Below are 20300 nucleotides of genomic sequence, written 5' to 3'. Positions count from 1 at the left end.
TTATTATATTTTCTTTAGCACCACTTTTTGACTATAGATGTCAGCGATAGCGCGCATCACCTTCACCAGCTCAGGATAGAGCGCCTTGTCGAATGTCCCCGATTTCATCAGCAAACGGTTGCGGACATGGATATGACGCCCCTCTATTTGCAACGTAAATGCGAAGGTGGCAAAAGCATTATCTATCTGCATATCCTTGGGACGCACCTCGAGTTCATACCCATCCGGTATGGTTAGCTCTATATCATCCACATCCAGATACCCCATCTCACGGAAGATATCACCTACACGTGCCGTTGTAGCGCTGGGCACAGTATAACCACGATGAACAGGACAGATGGGCACCATAAGACGCTTCCCAGCCTGAGTGGCATACTTCTGGCTATGTATATCGGCAGCAAGCCTGATGTTGGCACCATCCTCACTCACGTGCAATTGCCTGATCTCTGCCTGTGGTGTACGAACCATCTGCAGTAACACCTTCCTACGGTCTTTCTCATCCATTTTCAAGAGCGGAATAAGGCTTTCATACTGACGATTGGCTGTATGCTGCTCAATGGCGATGTCGGCATCACCCAGAGCCGAGAGTTGAATGCTAATGTCATTTTGCATCAGGTTCGTGCTATCAGCATAGACAGGCAGGCGCACCAGTCGCCCACCCTGCTCACTAATCTCTATCGCATCATGCCCTGCAATATCCTCGTGCACATAGCCCATAGGCAACTGTGGATTGGTACACTCCAGCCAGAGTGTATCGTTCTGCAGAGGCACCTGCAGGATAACATGGTTCATCTGCCCTACACTGGCAAAATCCCTCAGCAGCCTAGGGTTGTCGGTACTGATGGTGGTATAGTAAGCAGGTATGCCCACCTCCTTGAGCATGGCACGCATATAGTTCGACAAGCCTTTACAGTCGCCAAATCCATTCTTGCTCACATGGGCTGCCGGAGCAGGCTGTTGACCACCAATACCCAGAAGTACCGCCACATAGCGGGTGGTCTTTTCCAACCGTTGATAGATGGCCTCAACCTTCTCGCGATCAGTCTTCAGTCCGTCTGTCAGTTCATGCAACACCTGTCGCTCTGCATCCGAGAGCACATCACGCCCCTGAATCAAACTGTATTCCCACTTGCCATAGTCAGTCCAGCTGGCCAGACTGCCATAAGAGTCGTAGTATTCGAAAACGGTAGGAGCAAAGCGTGCCACGGGCAGTCGCTCTCGCAATGGCCGGCTATAAGGCTCCTGTTTCAGCGCAGGCAGATTCTCTACCTGTACCGAGAATATCTCGGTATCGTTAGTCCCATCGGTCTGTTCCACCTTGGCATCCATATTCTGCAGGGCATAGCGCACCTGCATTCCCTTCGGTGCCTGCAGCTTGTAGGAAGCCTTTTTCACGCTCACATCATAGTCGGTCTGGGGCCAGAAACCAGGGAATTCAATCAAGTTGTTGCGACTGTCGATGGTCCATTCGTAGGTGATTGTGACAGGATAAACAGGCGGCGTATAGTCGAAATACAGCTTATAATCGTCGATGGCCAGATAAGGCGAATACTCTGTTTTGTTCAGTTCGCTCTCCTTAATCTTACGGATAACTCGCCCCGAAGCGTCAGTCACCTGCCCCTTAAAGCTGGTCAACTTGTCGTTCTTGCTACACGAACACACAAAGAGCGCCAACGACGCACCATGCTCATTTTGGATAGTGGTCACCGTTTTAAAATGCTGTGTGGCATGCACGGGTGTATGGCACTCCACCTGGGTGGTCCACTCCTCCACTACAGCTTTCTGAGCCCAAAGGGACGACGCCGACACCAAGGCAACACACAAAACGCCCAACTTTCTCATCCCACTTTCTTAATAGTAACCATATTCTTGCAGCACTCCGTCAGCTTGTCGAGGAAGGCCTTGACATCCTGATAGCTACTAACCGGATAGAAGGTCTTACCAATCTTAAACAGGAATTGCGTTGTCAACACTTGTCCATCGATACTGGTACCAATACGTGCTGTCATACCATCGTATTTCAAAACCACCGGACGTGGCATATCCTCAACCATATACCCCTCGGGCAGTTTGATAACAACATTAATCGCCTCAGCCTGCTTATAGGGGAACTCGATGGGCAGATGGCGTTCAGCAGCTGTGAAGGGCGCCTCGGACATTGGCGCGAAGACTAGCGGATTGAGGAAGATGAGCTCACCAGCGGTATCACATTGCTTGGTAAAGCCCATAGTCTCCGTCAGCTGCGATGAGAAATCGTGTTGTCCATCCAGCTGGTAGCTTTTCATTTCCATGCCACCCTTCTCTTGTAGTTTATGAATCTGTTCCACACTATCTTTTGCCTCACGCCAGTTTTTACGTAGCATAGCAGCTGCCTCCTCAGTCAACACACGCGTTCGGGTGCCTTCCAGCAAACCGTTTGCATTCAGGCTAACCTCAATAGAGGTAGCCTCTCCGCCATGTGCCACAGCCATCAGGTCAACCCAGTCGCCCTGACCATCCTTTTTAATGATTCGGGCACGCTCCACTAACAACTTGGCTGGCAGCACGTTCAGATAGCCATCCTCCGACGAGGCATCAAAAAACGTCCACTTATCGTTAGCCAGATGCATACCCACCACAAAGGTTGTGAGAAATTTCATACTGGCGTGTGTCAGCGGCAGGAAGCCATTGTTACGGGTTCGCAGCACCACTGGCACTGCCTCGATATTAGCATCATGAAGCATATTGATGAGCAGGAAGTTGATGTCGGCATTGGTGCCCGTTCCTTCCTTCAGAATCTTAGAAGCCGATTTGCCCCAGAAAGCGTAGTTGCCATTCCAGCGCACCTTGCTCTTCAGCAGTTTCCACACGGCAGCAAAGCGTTCGCTCTTGTCAGCGATCCCCGGGATGCCGGCACTCACGATATCCGCCTTCAGCGGACTGCTATTCTTCAGGCGTCCACCAAAATCACCATCTTCCATCAGCTGTTTGTCAATCTCTGCCCAGGTGGTGGTATAGTTTTTGTGCACGGCGCCGGGGATATAGATACCACCCAACTCAGCCGTCACCTTATTGCCATAATTCTCTACACACCACACATAGCCATCGGCTTTAAGTGCAGGCAGGTTGCGAGCGGTAAAGCGGTAGTTCTGGGTGCTCAGTGTCTCATTGCCACCATTAAAATGCAGCTGCATGGAACCGCCGTCCATCTTCTTTTCCACCGGACAGGCACCCGTCTCCTCGATATTAAACCTGAACCATTCGGGGATAGAGAGATCATAGTAGGTATAGAGCACTGGCAGTTCGCCCTGAGCATACCAAGTATAGATATCATAATAGATATCGCTCTCCAATCGGTATTCGTATTCTATCACCGTACCCACCTTTACCTGGGGCACGCTGAATTTCAGCACTTTCTGATTCTTGTCCAGGCGCTCGTGGTGCACCATTGCCTGTTCCATCTTGGTTTTCACCACCTTACCGTTTTCCAGATTATAGGCCACCGCTTTCAGGCCTGTCACCTGCTCCTTGCGCACACGATTGGTCTCGTTTTCATAATAAGCGATCGACTTGTCGGCCACCCGCTTCCCATCAGGCTTCAGCACCTTCAAACGCGTTCTCACATCATAACACACTTTGAAATCGCCATTCACAAAGTTGTAGAACACGTCTGTTTTGTGAAACAACACCACGGCATCAGCATCCTTGTCGACGGCATACTCCGTCATCTTCAGTTCTGCGTCCGTAGGCTTACCCCACTTCAGATTAGGCTCGACAGTTTGTGCACAGAGCACCTGACTTACTGCCAGCAGCAAGAGAAATACATTTCTTTTCATAGATAATATTGTTAGTAAATTCATTGGTCTGATTATAGCCTTTTAAGACAAGTTATTGATTTTGTAGCAAAAATACGTACTATTTTCTAGTCTACCAAATAATCATGCCAGAATTTAAAAAGATTAACAGTTACAAAGGACATACTCTGAACCTCCTTACCTTGCCTTTACCTTGCCTTTACCTACGCTTTACCTACAAAAACAAAAAGTGCTAAGTAAAAAGTATAAGCATTTTATTTTGTATTATGCGTTTTAAATCGTATCTTTGCAACCATGATACAGAATCATCGCATTACCGAGGGCTATATGCCTTTTATGGGGCATCAGACCTACTACAGGATAGTGGGCGAGCCATCAGAGAAGACACCATTGTTGCTGCTTCACGGCGGACCGGGAAGTACGCACAACTATTTTGAAGTACTCGACTGCATCGCTGATACCAGTCGACAGGTGATCAGCCATTGGGCAGTTTGAAGGATTTTGAATATACCGACCGGCTCTGTCAGATCACGCAGCCCACACTCATCTGTAGCGGCACACGCGACATCTGTACCCCCGTGGTAGCAGCCTCGCTCTATGAGCACATCCCTAACAGCCAGTGGCACTTGTTCCGCCATGCCCGTCACATGTGTTTCGTGGATGCCCATGAAGCGTATTGCAAGGTGCTCAACTCATGGCTCAATCATTTTGATTAGGTTATTATTCGTACCAGTAATAATACCAATAAGTTCCGAAGTATTCTTCCTGCATCTTACCCTTCTGTTCCATCTTCTTAGGATACTTGGCACGCAGCTCACGGAAGTTATCGTAGTCTTCATCCATCACAGGATGGTGATATACAGCTACAGGATGGGCGCGCAGATGAGTGTAAAGCACCAAGGCCTCACGGTAATGCTTGGGCAGACTGTCGTTCAGCGGATAGTATTTTCCCACCTCACGGGCAAAGGTATCTATCTCCTTGTCAATCAGATAGCCTGTCAGCAGATAGTCGTTCACCACCTTATGAGGCAACGAGTCCTTCTGTGCAAGATGATGCTGCACCAGTTTCAGGTAGTGCATCGGCTCCATCGGGTGAGCAGGAAAAGCACCAATAAACTGGTAGATGCGTTCCTTTGGATATAATAATAAGGTAGCACGCCCATCGGTTGGGAGAATCGTCTTACTGTCACCAACCACCTTATACTCAAAGAACTTCTCACCCAGCGCATCGCGATGAGCCAAGGCCAGCATACGGAGCATCACCAGATTGGAGTCACACTCCAGGGATTCCAGTCCAGCATCAAGCGCGCCATCCACATCGTCTTCAAGCAGACAGCGCTCTGCCTGCATACGGTAATGGAAAACCGCATTGGTATTGCCAATGCCAGCTGTTATCATCATCTGAAACACCATGATGACCATATTCAACCACATGGTATGCGAGAACACGCTGGGATTCGACTCATCATCGAGTTCCTGCAACTTATTAGCCAAAAAGGCCACCCCTCCCCAAGCTATCAGCACCAGAATGGCCAGCCATCCTGAGAAGTCGTGGTTAATGCTGCCATCAGGTGTAGGCATGATATTGGTAAGCATACCCAATAACAGCATCGACGGGAAGAAAGTAAGCGCGTAGAAACTCTTGTTGATTCGTGTAAACTTATGAATCAAGTGCTGCAGCAAGTATAGCACAATAGTAATAACGATAGTACCCACCCAGCGGTTGTAATGGGTAAGTCCACCACTAAGAACATGCTGCGCCATAGCCAGCAGGTCGCTCTGGAAGAAGAACAGCCAGCACCACGAGAAGAGGATAAAAACGATAGCGCACACAACGCGTATGGTCATGGCGCTACCTTCTTGTTTCTTTTTCTTATAATACATATTTAAATTTTCTTCAATACAACGGCTGAACGAGCCGGAATGTAGAGTTTAAGCCACTCCTTATGATCCGACACATAAAGCGGATCGTAGTTGGTGAAGTGGGTAACGGTGTCGTCGGCAAAGCCATTTCCACCGAAGTCTTTCGAATCGGTATTGAGCACTACCTTGTACGATCCTGTGGGCACAAGGAATCCGTAGTCGGTATAGCTGCGTGTGGGCGAGAAATTGAACACGAACACCAGATTGCCACGCATAAAGCAGAGCACCTGATCGCCATCATCATGCCAGATTTCTGTCACAGGCGTATTCTGGAAGTTGCGTACGCTCTTGATGACCTTCAGCATCTCGCGGTCGAAATCGCCCAACCAATGGTAGCAGAGGTCCTTATTATCGACCAGATTCCACTGGCGACGCGCATACTTATAGCTCCACCCATTGCCTTCACGTGGGAAGTCAATCCACTCAGGATGTCCGAACTCATTACCCATGAAGTTCAGGTAGCCGCCATTGATAGCAGCTACGGTAACCAATCGGATCATCTTATGCAGAGCGATACCACGCTGGGCAATATCGTTCACGTCTTTCTTGGCAAAGTGCCAGTACATATCAGCATCGATCAGGCGGAAGATGATGGTCTTGTCGCCCACGAGTGCCTGGTCGTGGCTCTCGCAATATGATATGGTCTTCTCGTCAGGACGGCGATTCTTAACCTCCCAGAAGATAGAGCATACATTGATATCCTCATCGCGCACCTCTTTGATGGTCTTAATCCAGTAATCGGGAATGTTCATCGCCATGCGGTAGTCGAAGCCATAGCCACCGTCCTCGAACTTGGCAGCAAGACCAGGCATACCTGATACCTCCTCAGCAATAGTGATAGCATCAGGATTCACCTCGTGTATCAGCTTGTTGGCCAGGGTGAGATAGCAGATGGCATTGTCGTCCTCATGTCCATTGAAGTAATCGCCATAGCCACCAAAGGCCTCACCCAATCCGTGCGAGTAATAAAGCATAGAGGTAACACCATCGAAGCGGAAACCGTCGAATTTGAACTCCTCAAGCCAATACTTACAGTTTGACAGCAGGAAGTGCAGCACCTCGTCCTTACCATAATCGAAGCAGAGCGAATCCCAGGCTGGGTGCTCATGACGATCGCCAGGATAGAAGAACTGGTTAGGGTCGCCAGCCAGATTACCCAAGCCCTCAACCTCATTCTTCACAGCATGCGAATGAACGATATCCATAATCACAGCTACGCCGTTCTTGTGGGCCGTATCAATGAGTTCCTTCAGTTCCTCAGGCGTGCCAAAACGACTTGATGGGGCAAAGAACGACGATACGTGATAGCCAAACGAGCCATAATAGGGATGCTCCTGGATAGCCATCACCTGGATGCAGTTATAACCATCCTTGATGACGCGTGGCAATACGTTGTCCTTGAATTCCTTATAAGAACCAACCTTCTCAGCATCCTGTCCCATACCTACATGGCACTCATAGATGAGCAGCGGATTCTTCTTGGGCTTGAAGTTCTTTTTCTTGAACTCGTATTTCTCCTCAGGATTCCATACCTGAGCAGAGAATATCTTGGTATTATCGTCCTGAACCACACGACGGCACCAGGCAGGAATGCGTTCGCCTTCTCCCCCATTCCATTTCACCTTCATCTTATAAAGCTGGCCGTGCTTCAAGGCTTTCTCGCTGAGTTTCAACTCCCAGTTGCCTGTACCGGCAATACGCTTGCAACGGTACTTCTCGTCCTCCTGCCAGTTGTTGAAGTCGCCAATCAGATAGATGTCTGTAGCGTTAGGTGCCCACTCACGGAACACCCAGCCCTTGGCCAACTTATGGAGTCCGAAATAAAGATGACCCGAAGCAAACTGGCTCAGGGATTTCTTGCCATTTTGTGTCAACTGGTTCAGCTTCCATACCGCATGATCATGACGGCCACGGATAGCTCCTTCAAAAGGCTCCAACCAAGAATCGTTACGAACCAATCCGATATGTTCTGGTTCTACAGGCTTTGTTTTCTTTGCAACGGCTTTCTTAGCCGTAGTTACCTTCTTGGTTGCAGGCTTCTTGACAGATTGTTTCTTTGTTTCCATAGTGTTTTATGTTTATTGTTATGCTTTTATTACTTACGCCTTCACCTTGAAGATGGCTTTCCTGATTTCCGGTTGCTCAGAAATACAAGGTGCATGACCATCCTGAGGGAAGAAAATCACCATCTGACCAGGCTTTACCGTCACATAGGTCTGCGACTTTGTCTCGCCATATTTCGTGATATCCTTCTCGGCATTGTACTCAAAGTCGGGCAGATCGCCCAACGGTGTATAACCGAAAGTCTCCTCGCCCGAGATGGGAATCTGGATATCAATCATATCTCTATGCGTCTCGAGCACAGCAGCCTCCAGGCTCTTGCCTTTGGCCACCTGCAGATTCAGAAACAAATCCTTATCCTTGATAGGGTATTTGCCAGTCTCCATGGTCTGGAGATCGTTATTTTCCAAAAACACTACCACATCAGCAAACAAGGGGTTAAGCGATGTGTACTTGCTCAGATTTTCAATTGTATCAATAATCATACTCAGTAAATATTTAAGTTGTTTGTTACTTTGTTTGTCTTCTTCCACGGGTATAGATGCCTTGAGCGGTCACCTTACCGTTTCGGTCCTTCTCCACGAAATGGCCATCACGCACATCATCTACATAAGTACCCTCGAAACGTTTTCCGTCCTTATCCTCCTCAATGGCAGCACCATTACGTCGGCCATTCTTGAAAGCACCTTTGAACTTAGAGCCATCGGCAAAACGAACAATACACTCGCCATTGGGCTGTCCAGCCTTAAAGGATCCCTCTACGGTATCACCGCATTTCTTGGTCAGCTTGCCGCGCCCCTCCTGTTTGTCGGCTTTCCACATGCCCACATAGGTATCGCCGTTCTTCCATACAAAGGTGCCCTGCCCCTGCTTGTCGCCCTTGAAGAACTGTCCGGTGTACTGATCGCCATTCGCATACTTGAAGATGCCCTGACCAGTACGTTCACCTTTCACATAATCGCCTTCATAGACATCGCCGTTCTGGAACTTATAGATGCCACGTCCGTTCATCTCGTCATCAGTCCAAGGACCAATATACACATCGCCACCAGCGTACTTGAAAGTACCCTTACCCGAGCGCATATTCTCTTTCCAATCGCCATCGTAAACAGAGCCGTCGCCCCAATCGTACATGCCCTTACCGTTCTTCTTGTCGTTCAGCCAGTAGCCTTTATAGAAAGCGCCACTTGCGAATGTATAGACGCCATAGCCCGAACGGCGGTCCTGTTTCCATTCGCCATCGTACTTATCACCATTATAATAGTACATAATGCCGTGCCCCTGCTGATAATCGCGGAACCAGAGGCCATCATAGCGGTTATTATTCTGGAAATAATAGGTTCCCTTACCATGCTGCTGATCCTGAAACCATTCGCCTTCGTACTTCTCGCCATCAAAAAAAGAGTAAATACCAAATCCCTGGCGCTTGCCTTTCACATATTCGCCCTCATACCAGTTACCGTTCTTATACACGGTCTTACCCTTACCATGAGGTTTACCCATCACCATTTCTCCCTGATAATCTCCGCCGTCCTTTGTTGCGGCCGAACCGAGTGTTATCTTCTGTGCATCTGCTGTAAATGGCAGAATCAATAAAAGTGCAATAATCGAAATTCTATTTATATTCATTTGTAAAATCATCCTATTTTAGAGTGCAAATTTAAATAAAATAATCGAGGTGCGCAAATTACTTACCTATATATTAATATAATTTTTCACTTTTCACTTTTCACTTTTCACTTTTTATTCGTACCTTTGCACCCGTTATGAAGTTTATGGCTATTATTCCTGCCCGTTATGCTTCTACAAGATATCCGGGCAAACCGCTTGCAATACTGGGCGGAAAAACAGTGATTCAGAGAGTTTACGAGCAGGTTAGCAACGTGCTTGACGAGGTTTATGTAGCTACCGACGACCAGCGTATTTTCGATGCTGTGACAGCTTTCGGTGGAAAAGCCGTGATGACACGTGCCGACCACAAGAGTGGTACCGACCGCATTGAAGAGGCAGCCGAGAAAATAGGTTCCACCGCCGATGTCATTATCAATGTGCAGGGCGATGAGCCTTTCATCCAGCCCTCACAGATAGAGACGCTGATGCACCTCTTCGATGCCCCCGAGACTCAGATTGGCACATTAGGCAAGCAGTTCGAGTCGATTGAAGCCATTGAGAACCCCAACTCACCCAAGATTGTAACCGACAATCGTGGATTTGCCCTCTACTTCAGTCGCAGCGTCATTCCTTATATCCGAGGCAAGGAGCGCAACGAGTGGTTTGGCGAATACCCCTTCCTGAAGCACTTAGGTATCTACGCTTACCGTCGTGAAGTACTGGCCGAGGTAACGAAACTGCCCCAGAGCAGTCTGGAAAAAGCAGAGAGCCTGGAGCAGTTAAGATGGTTACAGAATGGCTATCGCATCCGTGTAGGTATGACCGATATCGAAACAGTAGGTATCGACACCCCCGAGGATTTAGCGAGAGCCGAAGCATTCCTACTGGAGCATCTGGCGTAACAGATCCTTCTGACGCTCAGTCAGATTTGTCGGAAGTTTTACTTGATAGGTAATGATGAGATCGCCAAAAGTCCCATCGCCTCTGTCATACCCCTTACCACGCAGTCGGACCTTAGTGCCTGGCTGCGTTTCCGGTTTAATCTTCAACTTCAGTTTCTGCCCGTTCGACAGCGTCACAATCACCTCTCCACCCAGCATGGCCGTGTAAAGATCTATCGTCACGTTTGCATTCATCTCGCCACTATGGGTGCGCGCCTGATGCGTGCCACCAAAACCCTGGAAACCGCCAAAGCCGCCACCCTGCCTGCCTTTACGTCCGAACAGGTCTTCGAAGAACGACGAGAATCCGCCGCCCCCCTGGAAGCTACTGAAGTCGAACCCACCAAACGGGTTACCGCCGCCCTGACCACCGCCAAAGCCCTGGAACTGTTCAGCTTCACGCCATTTCTCACCGTACTGGTCGTACTTCTTACGCTTTTCGGGGTCACCAATCACATCATACGCCTCCTGCAAGGCCTGGAACTTAGCCTGAGCCTTGGGGTCGTCAGGGTGCAAATCAGGATGAAACTGCTTGGCACGTTTCAAGTAAGCCTTCTTTACATCCTTCTGCTGAATCGTCTTATCAACGCCTAAAATCTTGTAATAATCAATAAATGCCATAATCAAATCCTCCTCTTTCTTTTTCCGGGTTTCCTGCAAAAAATGTGCCAGACAAACACCAAATAAACAGTTAAATATTTGGACATATCAACTAAATTATGTAATTTTGCACACAAAATTAAAAGCATTTTCATGAAAAGTATTCCAGTTATACTGATTTCTGCACTATTTGCAGTAATGCCCATCGAGGCAAAGAACACAAAAACCATCAAGCTCAAGGTCATTGAGACAAGTGATGTTCATGGTCATTTCTTCCCCTACGACTTCATGGAGAAGAAGCCCATCAGGGGCACACTCACCCGCGCCAATTCATATATCAAGCAACAGCGCAAGAAGTACGGCAGCGACCACTTCCTGCTGATCGACAACGGCGACATCCTGCAAGGCCAGCCTTGTGTCTATTGGTCGAACTACGTGATGCCTGAGAATGAGAACATCGCAGCTACAGTCATCAATTACATGAAGTACGATGCCGAGACCGTGGGCAATCATGACATTGAACCAGGCCACAAGGTTTACGACAAGTGGATTCGCGAGGTGCGCTGTCCGCTGTTAGGTGCCAACATCGTCAAAGAGGAATATAAAAATGCAGAGGCACGGCCAGAGCATATCTACAACGGCCTGAAGCCCTACTCGGTGCACTACAAGGACGGTGTCAAGATTGTGGTGATCGGCATGATCACCCCTGCCATTCCCAACTGGCTGAACAAGTCGATCTGGAAGGGATTAGAGTTTGAAGAGATGACAGCCTGCGCCAAGAAATGGGTGAAGTACGTGAAAGAGACGGAGAAGCCCGACCTGATTTTCGGTCTGTTCCACTCGGGTCTGAATGGCGGTATCAAGACTGCCGAATACGAGGAAGACGCCACCGAGTCGGTAGCCCGCGAGGTACCAGGCTTCGATATCATCTTCTTTGGCCACGACCATCAGGTCCACAACATGTGGATTACCAACAAGGCAGGCGAGAAAGTGCTGTGCATCGACCCTTCGTGCTACGTGGCCAATGTAGCCGAAGCCGAGATTAAGCTGACCTACGAGGAAGGCCGCCTGGTAAAGAAAGACATCAAGGGCAACATTGTCAGCGTGCTCGACGAGAAGATTGACAAGCAGATGCTGAAGGACTTCCAGCCCACCATCGACGAGGTGAAGAACTATGTCAACCAGAAGATCGGCTACTTCAAGAACCCTATCTACACCCGCGAGAGTTTCTTTGGCAATTCAGCCTTTACCGATCTGATTCACAACCTGCAGATGAGCATCTCGAAGGCCGACATCTCGTTTAACGCCCCCTTGGCTTTCGATACCACTATCGATGCTGGCGAGGTGACCCAGGCCGACATGTTCAAGCTCTATCGCTTTGAGAATCTGCTGTTCGTACTCAAGATGACTGGCGAGGAAGTAAGGAAGCATCTGGAGTTCTCGTACGACATGTGGAGCAACACCATGACCTCGCCCAACGACCACGCCCTGCGCCTGAACGACGACTCAAAGGAAGACCAGCAACGTACTGGTTTCCAATATTATACATTTAACTTCGACTCAGCTTGCGGTATCGATTACGAGGTTGACCTGACCAAGCCCGACGGACAGAAAGTAAGGATACTCCGCATGTCGAACGGCGAGCCGTTTGATGAGAAGAAATGGTATAAGGTAGTGATGAACAGCTATCGTGCCAACGGTGGTGGTGAGTTGCTGACACGTGGTGCCGGCATCCCCCAGGATTCGCTCGAGAGCCGCGTGCTCTTCCATACCGATCTGGACCAGCGCCACTATCTGACAGAAGAGATTAAACGTCTGGGAACAATCAACCCCCAAAAGAACAACAACTGGAAATTCGTGCCCGAGGCATGGGTAAAACCCGCCCTTGAGCGAGACCGTAAACAACTGTTTGGAAAATGAAACAACATTATTTCGTATTCTGCAAAGAAGACTTATTGTTAGAAAAAACCGCTGATGGCAACTATACCATCCCCTTTCAGGAAGAACCACCCACCGAGGTAAAACCATGGACCAACGTGATGAGCGTGACGCCACTGGACGGTATCGAGGTAAAGACCTATAAAATTGACAGCCCCGTATGCGACAATCCCCGCTACGAGATGTGCGGCCTGCGCCAATCGTACTATAAGCTCGAGAAGTCGCTCTACCAGAAGGCAGGCAAATGCCAGGAGCTGCTTTACTGGGATGCCAACACCAAGTTCTGTGGTGTTTGCGGTGCCCCTATGAAGATGTCGACAGATATCTCAAAGAAATGCACAGAGTGCGGCAAGGAGGTATGGCCCCAGTTAGCCACAGCAGTCATTGTGCTGATACATAGGGGCGACGAGGTGTTGCTGGTACGCGCCAAGAACTTCCGCACGGATTTCTACGGTCTGGTGGCGGGCTTTGTAGAGACAGGCGAGACCCTCGAAGAGGCAGTAGCCCGCGAGGCATTCGAAGAAACAGGCGTCAGGATTACCAACATCCGCTACTTCGGCTCTCAGCCCTGGCCCTACCCCTGCGGACTGATGGTAGGATTCAATGCCGACTATGTATCAGGCGACATCCACCTACAGGCCAGCGAAATAGCCAAGGGCGGCTGGTTCCGTAAGGACAACCTGCCTACTATTCCCGAAAAATTATCGATTGCAAGAATGCTGCTCGATGCGTGGTTAGACGAAAAAGCTTAGTACTCTAACAACTTCATCGACGCAACACCCGTATAACTGATGGCCGACTCTACTATGTAGCAGCTTGCGCCATCAGGCATGCACAGTGTGGCATTGAAATGTAAGCCATCGGCGTCGATATGGCTGAACGCCATATTGGCAAAGATGGCATCCTGGAGGAACGATTCGGGCACCATTCCTTTATACTGCTGCTTACGGAAATCGCTCGAGAACAACTTGCGCGAGCCCTGGAAAACGCTCACATTCATGATATTGTCGTAATACACGTTTTCCACCTCAAGTCCGTCTTCATTAAACGTACGTTTGGTGACCTTATACTTGGTGGGGTTGATGGCGATATACCAATGATAGCGATTGCCGTTATAGCTTACCACCGAGTCGATCTTCACCTGATGCGTGTATGTCAGGACACTGGGCGCCTCTGTTTCCACATCATCATCGCTATTCTCACTCTTCTGCAGCTTCAGCAAGTCGCCGTTCTGATTGTGAAACCAGAACAGATGCTCTGTGCGCTTAACGATACCATAGGCAGTGCCCGATGCCAGATAGAGCGAGTCGCCGTGGATACGGAAATAGGAAGGCATACTGGTAGCATCGGCATAGTAGATGGTATCGCCCTTCACACGGAAGGTCGCATCGCCACTCTCCTCGTCGATCCAGGTACCCTGCAGCATCGCCTTGGCCTCCTTGTCATCAAGCAACGACGATGAGTTGTTCTGGTTACAAGCCACCAGAACACCCATCATCATCGATATCGTTAACAGTTTCTTCATTTACTTACCTATGCAATGATACTCAAAGCCGTTCTCGTCGAGCTCCTCGATGTCGAAGATGTTACGGCCATCGATAACCAGCGGACGCTTCATTGCCTTCTTGATCACGCCCCAGCCTGGCAGGCGGAATTCCTTCCACTCAGTGAGCAGCAGCAGGGCATCAGCGTCGAGCACCACATCGTACATGTCGCGGCAGTAAGTCACAGTCTCGCCGATACGACGCTTACACTCGTTCATGGCAATAGGGTCGTACACGCGCACGTTACAGCCAGCCTCGAGCAGCTTACCGATCATCACGAGGGCAGTCGATTCACGCATATCGTCAGTCTCAGGCTTGAACGAGAGTCCCCACATGGCAATGGTCTTGCCCTTCAGGGCCTCTTCGCTGCCGAATGCCTTCACCAGCTTCTCAAAGAGCACGCTCTTCTGCTTTTCGTTCACACGCTCCACAGCCTTCAGCACCTCCATCGAGTAGCCGTTCTGGTCGGCAGTCTTAATCAGCGCCTTCACGTCCTTGGGGAAGCACGATCCGCCATAACCGCAACCAGCATAGAGGAACTTACGTCCGATACGCGTATCCGATCCGATACCAGCACGCACCATATTCACGTCGGCACCCACGCGTTCACACAGGTTGGCGATATCGTTCATAAACGAGATACGTGTAGCCAGCATCGAGTTAGCGGCATATTTAGTCATCTCGGCCGATGGGATATCCATGAAGATCACACGGAAGTTATTGATCATAAAGGGCTTATAGAGCTTGGTCATCACCTTTCTGGCCTTCTCGCTCTCCACGCCAACCACTACGCGGTCAGGACTCATAAAGTCCTTGATGGCGTTACCCTCCTTCAGGAACTCCGGGTTCGAAGCCACGTCGAACTCAATGTCCACGCCACGCTTCTCCAGCTCTTCCTCGATGGCCTTGCGCACCTTCTTGGCAGTACCCACGGGCACCGTACTCTTGGTAACCACCACTACATACTTCTTCAGGTTCTGTCCGATGGTCTTAGCCACCTGGAGCACATATTTCAGATCGGCCGAGCCATCCTCATCGGGAGGAGTGCCCACAGCCGAGAATACAATCTCCACATCATCCAGCACAGAGGCCAGATCAGTTGTAAACTTCAGTCGGCCAGCAGCCACATTCTTCTTAACAAGTTCGTCAAGTCCTGGTTCATAGATGGGTATCTCACCGTTTTTCAGACGCTCAATCTTGTTCTCATCTACATCTACACAAGTGACATTTGCACCCGTATCAGCAAAACATGTTCCTGATACTAAACCTACATATCCGGTTCCTACAATAGCAATATTCATAACGTTAACTAGAAAATTTTGTGCAAAGGTACATTAAAATTTTAATTTTCCAAGCATTTTAAGTATCTTTTATTTGTTTATGTCGAAAAAATACAGTAATTTTGCACCCGTGATTGAATTGAACAGACATATTGAAATACTGTTGCTCAACAACGACTGCGTGATAGTTCCCGGCTTGGGTGGCTTCATGGCGCACCATGTTGAAGCAAGATACGTGGAAGACGAGCAGGTCTTCCTCCCCCCTCTCCGTACATTAGGTTTCAACCCTCAGCTTAAGATCAACGATTCACTCCTGGCCCAGTCGTACATCGAGGCTTACGACATCAGCTACCCCGAAGCCATCCAGCGCATCGAGGAAGAGGTGAACGAGATGCAGCAGATACTGCAGAGCGAAGGTCGCTACGAACTTAATAATATAGGTATATTAGAGCTGAACGAGGATGGCAACTATGTGTTCACCCCCTGCGAGGCCGGTATCCTCACCCCCAGCCTCTATGGTCTCAACTCGTTCGAGATGAAGCTGCTGAGCAACCTCAGCAAGCCCCAGCCTCAGGAGCAAGAAGTAGTAGCCGAAGAGAAGGCCGTTAAGCCCGAGTCGGAGGTTAACAGCGTGCTCCAGCAGAATCTGGTCGATATCAACGAGGACGACAACGATGTGGTTCGCATCAAGTTCACCTGGATCCGCAATGCCGTAGCCGTAGCAGCCATCCTGCTGGCGGTATTCTTCATCGCCATGCCTACCGGCAAGACCGATCTGATGAAGAGCACCATCAACAATCTGAACAATCAGCTGCTGTTTGGCATGATGACCTCGAAGGACACCAACACCAGCGCCATCGACTTCAAGCGCAAGGATGCCCAGAAGCCAGCCGTCAAGACTGCCGAGGCCATACTCGATACCATCAAGCCCGCCACGTCGGCCCAGGCAGCCAAGCCCGTTGCCGTCAAGGCCGATAGCGCCCGCGAAGGCTATTGCATCGTACTGGCGAGCCATGTCAACAAGCACAATGCCGAGGATTTCATCAACCGTCTGGCCAAACGCGGCTACAAGGGAGCTGAAATCTATGTCCATAAGAACGTAACCCGCATCGTCTATGGTCACTTCATGAATCAGGCCGATGCCTACAACCAGCTCCACAAGCTAACCAAGGAGAAGGAGCTGGAGGAGTCATGGGTTTACAAATATAACGAGAAGAGCGAATAAATGAAGAGAGTACGCTGCCCCAAGTGCGACCAGTACATCACGTTCGACGAGACCAAGTACGAAGCAGGTCAGTCGTTGGTATTCAAGTGCCCCGATTGTGGCAAGGAGTTCGGCATCCGTATCGGTGTGAGCAAGCTCCGTGAGCGCCAGAAGGACGAGAACCCCGACGAGCAGGCCAACGAGCAGGGCTGCGGTTCGATTGTGGTCATCGAGAATGTGTTCCACTACAAGCAGGTCATCCCCCTGAAGATGGGCGACAATGTGATAGGTCGCTATCAGAAGGGCAATCCCGCCAACACCGCCTTCGAGACAGTCGATCCCAGCGTCGATCTCAATCACTGCACCATCACCGTGAGCCGCGATAAGAAAGGCGGTCTGCGCTACACGCTGAAGGACAACAACAGCAATACCGGCACCTTTATCGACAATGTAGAGCTCACCCCCAAGGAGCGGCGCATCATCAGCGATGGCACCCTCTTCACCCTCGGCGCCACCTCTATCATCCTCCGCACTTCCAACGAGGACGAATAGCAGAAACCCCTTTTTTTTCACATAATGCCCCCAGCGCCGTCAACCGCCAGCCCTGGATAGTATGCGTGGTTGAGGATCAGCAGCAGAGCAGCCCAACGCCAAGCCCCGCAACGCCGAAAAGGTGAAGTTCATCAAGTAAGCAGAAATCTTATCTTACGCCTGTTGCCTGAAGGCCTGACTGCGAAGTGCAGCCAGACGGCGCCACGGTCCTCTCGCTTCTAACTCATAATAACATATTTGATAAACACCAGTATCAGCATCATGAAGGAAAAGGCGAAAGCCCAATATTTACTGGCGCACTTTAGCAATGCGGTCGAAAAATGCATCTGCTCGTTGGATGTGGCATACTGAATTAAGACAACTGCCATAGTGAACAACAATGCTACATAGAATGCGCTGCCTACCATATAGCCCCACCCCATAAACTGGAGGTTACGAAGCATATTGAGGAATGGCACACTAAGGAATACGCATGCAATAATAATCGATTGTTTATCCGTTGCTTTCATCATTTTATATCTCTTATTTATTGATTGACGGTGCAAAGATAACTACTTTCGATGGCAAAAAGGGTTAACCGAACGTTATTTTTTTTGTTAAATACAAAAAAAGTCCCAACCTTGCGATTGGTATTTCTATTTGAGGAAATCCTTTCGCATCGGTGTGAAGGTGTCGATAAGAATGCCTGCTTCCAAACAGACACAGCCATGTGGCAGGTTGGGAGCTACATAATAACCATCGCCAGCTTTGAGAGTCTTCTTTTCGTCGCCGATAGATACTTCGAAGCATCCGCTTGCCACGTAGGTACTCTGGGTATGGGGATGCTGATGGAGAGGGCCTACTGCTCCCTTCTCGCACTTCACTTTAACCATCATCAAATGTTCGTCGTATGCCATAATCTGACGGACAACGCCCTCACCGACATTTTCCCATTGGATATCAGAGGCTATCTGGTAGGAATCGCTATTCTTCTTCATGATTAAAACTTTAGCGTGAATTCATCCTTGATGTCTTTGTTCTCAACTTCGTAAGTCAGATTCTGACTGAGAGTGTTCTTATTTTCGTTTTCGGGCATTTCAACTGATACCCTTGCATATTCTTGATTCATATATCTCGTGCTATTTATTATACATTATTCTTATCGGGGGCAAAGGTACAAAAAAATGGGTAACCCCCACACTGAATTACCCAACATTTTTAATTAAAAGCACGAGGTTTACTTAAAACACATTTTCAAATGAATCAAATGTCCGGTAAACAACATTATTCAAAAATCATCATCTTCTTCGGCTGCTGCACTTCCTTTAAGTCTGTCAGACATGGCAGCTATGAGAGCATCAGCGTTCTTGCGAAGATTGTTAATTAGATCTTCTATTCGGTCAGCTCTTTTTTTACCAGACTTCTCTTTTACATCTAGAACTTCATTAATATTATATGTCTTTTTCACTCCGTTATGCAAATAAATGCCTGTAATGGTTGGCACATTTACTGTTATTTGTGCTTTACCGTCTTTGCATCTCACTTTTAGGGAGAAGTTTGCATATCTTTCCCAACCACTCATCATAAATTTCTTAAAGCCTAAATAATAGGTTCCTTTGTAGATGATTGTATGAGTCTCTTGGTTTTGGTAATCTAAACCAGCCTTTGCTTTACCGTCTGGGCCGCTCCATTCTGACAAGGCAATCATAGCACGATCATAAAGTGTTGCTGCTGTAGCTCCAGATACTTCTACAACTTCTTTACGTTCGTATTCACCTTTATCGTTCAGTTCGATGTCTTGTGGACTAGCGGAGATGGCCGCAAGAAACAACACTGTGGTAATTAAAATATGCTTCATACTTATACGTTTTATGATTATTATCAATTATTTCTTTATGTTTTTGGCATAGGCAACTATGCTTTGAGCTAATTCAACTTCTTTGGTAGTGAACCCTATAGCTATGAGATTTTCTGCAAAATCTTCTTCTGTTATATCTTCAAGCCATACCAATAACTTCTCGCATAGCTCTTCGTTGCCTTCTTCCATCAGTGCAATATTCCATTTTAATGCACCTGTAGTTTCTGCTTTTGAACTCATAGCAAGTGCCATCCCCATTGTTTGAGGATATCTTTTACATGCTATAGCAAGTTTTTGAGACATTAGGACTGTCGCTACAGGGATTTTTGATTTATAATCTACTAATCTCTTTGCTATGGAAATTTCATTGTTATTGAAACCGATTTCTAATAATTTGTTCGAGAAGTTTTTTCCATGCACATCACTAAGATATACAACAAATTTATCACAGGTTTTATCACTACCCTTTTCCAATAAAAAAAGACTAGCATTATATTGATTGTCGTTTTGGATATTATTACATCTTACCAATGACATTCCCATTGTTTTGGGATATTTTCTACAAGCCTTGGCTAACTTTTGCCCCATAGTAACTGTAATTACTGGCTTTTTTGTGGTATTATTAGACTGTTTCTGAGCAGTTTGGGACATGACGCCAGCGGGCAGAAGAATTGTCAATAAAAGGATCAATAGATTTCTCATACAAAAGTAGATTTAGTTAGACTTTATTCTGCAAATATACAATAAATTTCTAAAAATCTAATTTTCTTATATATATTTAACGCAAAAGATAAGTATGGATTGAAAAAAATTGGGTGAACCTCACGGCTGACCCAATATTTCTAACTAATAAGCACGAGATTTTACTGAAAACGCTTTTTCAGATAAATAATTATAAGACACGTAACAACAATATATATGAAGAACACGTAGTGATTTGGGCTTGTGGCGGGGGCAGATTTCTGCTTGGTGGCCGATTTGAGATTCTGGGACTGGGTGGCTATGGCCACGCTGT

Annotated in this window: 21 protein-coding genes; 7 read left to right on the top strand and 14 right to left on the bottom strand. The window is 48.1% G+C overall.

The genetic code is table 11. From position 1 onward, the window contains the following. Positions 1–3: 3 nt before the first annotated feature. Together T491_RS0108760 and T491_RS0108755 are read right to left on the bottom strand one after the other, a co-directional pair. Complete coding sequence (locus T491_RS0108760; protein WP_028903560.1) at positions 4–1842, bottom strand: transglutaminase domain-containing protein; 1839 nt, start codon at positions 1840–1842, stop codon at positions 4–6. Next, positions 1839–3815: a DUF3857 domain-containing protein gene (locus T491_RS0108755; protein WP_051523067.1), complete on the bottom strand. Its 1977-nt coding sequence runs from the start codon at positions 3813–3815 to the stop codon at positions 1839–1841. Before T491_RS0108755 ends, T491_RS0108760 begins: the two co-directional genes overlap by 4 nt. A 273-nt stretch (positions 3816–4088) precedes the next feature. Here T491_RS0108755 and T491_RS18210 point away from each other — a divergent pair, with 273 nt between their 5' ends. Both T491_RS18210 and T491_RS18205 read left to right on the top strand, forming a co-directional pair. Next, on the top strand, positions 4089–4289 hold the full coding sequence (locus T491_RS18210) for a hypothetical protein (protein WP_028903558.1): 201 nt from the start codon (positions 4089–4091) through the stop codon (positions 4287–4289). Beyond that, the gene (locus tag T491_RS18205; RefSeq protein WP_028903557.1) at positions 4286–4510 is read left to right on the top strand and encodes a hypothetical protein; all 225 of its coding nucleotides are present in this window, start codon (positions 4286–4288) and stop codon (positions 4508–4510) included. Before T491_RS18210 ends, T491_RS18205 begins: the two co-directional genes overlap by 4 nt. Positions 4511–4514: 4 nt before the next feature. Here T491_RS18205 and T491_RS0108740 read toward each other — a convergent pair whose 3' ends face one another. Genes T491_RS0108740 through T491_RS0108725 form a run of 4 tightly spaced genes read right to left on the bottom strand, consistent with a single transcriptional unit; the run spans position 4515 to position 9407 of the window. Further along, positions 4515–5678, bottom strand: coding sequence for a DUF6057 family protein (locus T491_RS0108740; protein WP_028903556.1), 1164 nt, complete (start codon positions 5676–5678; stop codon positions 4515–4517). Between the two features lie 2 nt (positions 5679–5680). Further along, positions 5681–7783, bottom strand: coding sequence for an alpha amylase C-terminal domain-containing protein (locus tag T491_RS0108735; protein WP_028903555.1), 2103 nt, complete (start codon positions 7781–7783; stop codon positions 5681–5683). 33 nt (positions 7784–7816) lie between these two features. Beyond that, the gene (locus T491_RS0108730) at positions 7817–8263 is read right to left on the bottom strand and encodes a YhcH/YjgK/YiaL family protein (RefSeq protein ID WP_028903554.1); all 447 of its coding nucleotides are present in this window, start codon (positions 8261–8263) and stop codon (positions 7817–7819) included. Between the two features lie 25 nt (positions 8264–8288). Further along, positions 8289–9407 (bottom strand): phosphatidylinositol-4-phosphate 5-kinase, encoded by a 1119-nt coding sequence (locus T491_RS0108725; RefSeq protein ID WP_028903553.1) that lies wholly within the window; start codon positions 9405–9407, stop codon positions 8289–8291. A gap of 137 nt (positions 9408–9544) precedes the next feature. On the opposite strand from T491_RS0108725, the gene kdsB reads away from it, so the two are divergent. Beyond that, positions 9545–10291 carry a 3-deoxy-manno-octulosonate cytidylyltransferase gene (gene kdsB, locus T491_RS0108720; RefSeq protein ID WP_028903552.1) on the top strand — a complete coding sequence of 249 codons (747 nt, stop codon included), beginning with the start codon at positions 9545–9547 and terminating at the stop codon, positions 10289–10291. On the opposite strand, the gene T491_RS0108715 is transcribed toward kdsB, so the two are convergent. Beyond that, positions 10271–10951 carry a DnaJ domain-containing protein gene (locus T491_RS0108715; protein WP_028903551.1) on the bottom strand — a complete coding sequence of 227 codons (681 nt, stop codon included), beginning with the start codon at positions 10949–10951 and terminating at the stop codon, positions 10271–10273. The genes kdsB and T491_RS0108715 overlap by 21 nt on opposite strands. Positions 10952–11083: 132 nt before the next feature. Between T491_RS0108715 and T491_RS0108710 the strand changes: the two genes are divergently transcribed. Continuing rightward, the gene (locus T491_RS0108710; RefSeq protein ID WP_028903550.1) at positions 11084–12850 is read left to right on the top strand and encodes a bifunctional UDP-sugar hydrolase/5'-nucleotidase; all 1767 of its coding nucleotides are present in this window, start codon (positions 11084–11086) and stop codon (positions 12848–12850) included. Then, positions 12847–13620, top strand: coding sequence for an NAD(+) diphosphatase (gene nudC, locus T491_RS0108705; protein ID WP_028903549.1), 774 nt, complete (start codon positions 12847–12849; stop codon positions 13618–13620). The genes T491_RS0108710 and nudC overlap by 4 nt, the downstream gene beginning before the upstream one ends. On the opposite strand, the gene T491_RS0108700 is transcribed toward nudC, so the two are convergent. Beyond that, on the bottom strand, positions 13617–14393 hold the full coding sequence (locus tag T491_RS0108700) for a DUF4738 domain-containing protein (protein WP_028903548.1): 777 nt from the start codon (positions 14391–14393) through the stop codon (positions 13617–13619). The genes nudC and T491_RS0108700 overlap by 4 nt on opposite strands. Beyond that, complete coding sequence (locus T491_RS0108695; RefSeq protein ID WP_028903547.1) at positions 14394–15713, bottom strand: UDP-glucose/GDP-mannose dehydrogenase family protein; 1320 nt, start codon at positions 15711–15713, stop codon at positions 14394–14396. Positions 15714–15822: 109 nt separating this feature from the next. Between T491_RS0108695 and T491_RS0108690 the strand changes: the two genes are divergently transcribed. Together T491_RS0108690 and T491_RS0108685 are read left to right on the top strand one after the other, a co-directional pair. Then, positions 15823–16917 carry an SPOR domain-containing protein gene (locus T491_RS0108690; protein ID WP_028903546.1) on the top strand — a complete coding sequence of 365 codons (1095 nt, stop codon included), beginning with the start codon at positions 15823–15825 and terminating at the stop codon, positions 16915–16917. Then, positions 16918–17448, top strand: coding sequence for an FHA domain-containing protein (locus T491_RS0108685; protein WP_028903545.1), 531 nt, complete (start codon positions 16918–16920; stop codon positions 17446–17448). Between the two features lie 218 nt (positions 17449–17666). Here the strand turns inward: T491_RS0108685 and T491_RS0108680 are convergent, their stop codons facing one another. From T491_RS0108680 to T491_RS0108660, 5 genes are all read right to left on the bottom strand, one after another. Further along, on the bottom strand, positions 17667–17960 hold the full coding sequence (locus T491_RS0108680; protein ID WP_028903544.1) for a hypothetical protein: 294 nt from the start codon (positions 17958–17960) through the stop codon (positions 17667–17669). Positions 17961–18083: 123 nt separating this feature from the next. Beyond that, complete coding sequence (locus tag T491_RS0108675; RefSeq protein WP_028903543.1) at positions 18084–18425, bottom strand: cupin domain-containing protein; 342 nt, start codon at positions 18423–18425, stop codon at positions 18084–18086. 2 nt (positions 18426–18427) lie between these two features. Beyond that, positions 18428–18556, bottom strand: coding sequence for a hypothetical protein (locus tag T491_RS18175; RefSeq protein WP_255327033.1), 129 nt, complete (start codon positions 18554–18556; stop codon positions 18428–18430). Positions 18557–18715: 159 nt separating this feature from the next. Further along, entirely contained in the window at positions 18716–19285 is a 570-nt protein-coding gene (locus T491_RS0108665) for a DUF4468 domain-containing protein (RefSeq protein ID WP_155950084.1), read from the bottom strand. A gap of 27 nt (positions 19286–19312) precedes the next feature. Then, complete coding sequence (locus T491_RS0108660; protein WP_028903541.1) at positions 19313–19987, bottom strand: hypothetical protein; 675 nt, start codon at positions 19985–19987, stop codon at positions 19313–19315. Positions 19988–20300 lie beyond the last annotated feature (313 nt).

The organism is Prevotella sp. P6B4, assembly GCF_000619985.1.
GTDB lineage: Bacteria > Bacteroidota > Bacteroidia > Bacteroidales > Bacteroidaceae > Prevotella.
This window is presented reverse-complemented; position numbering and strand designations above follow the sequence as displayed.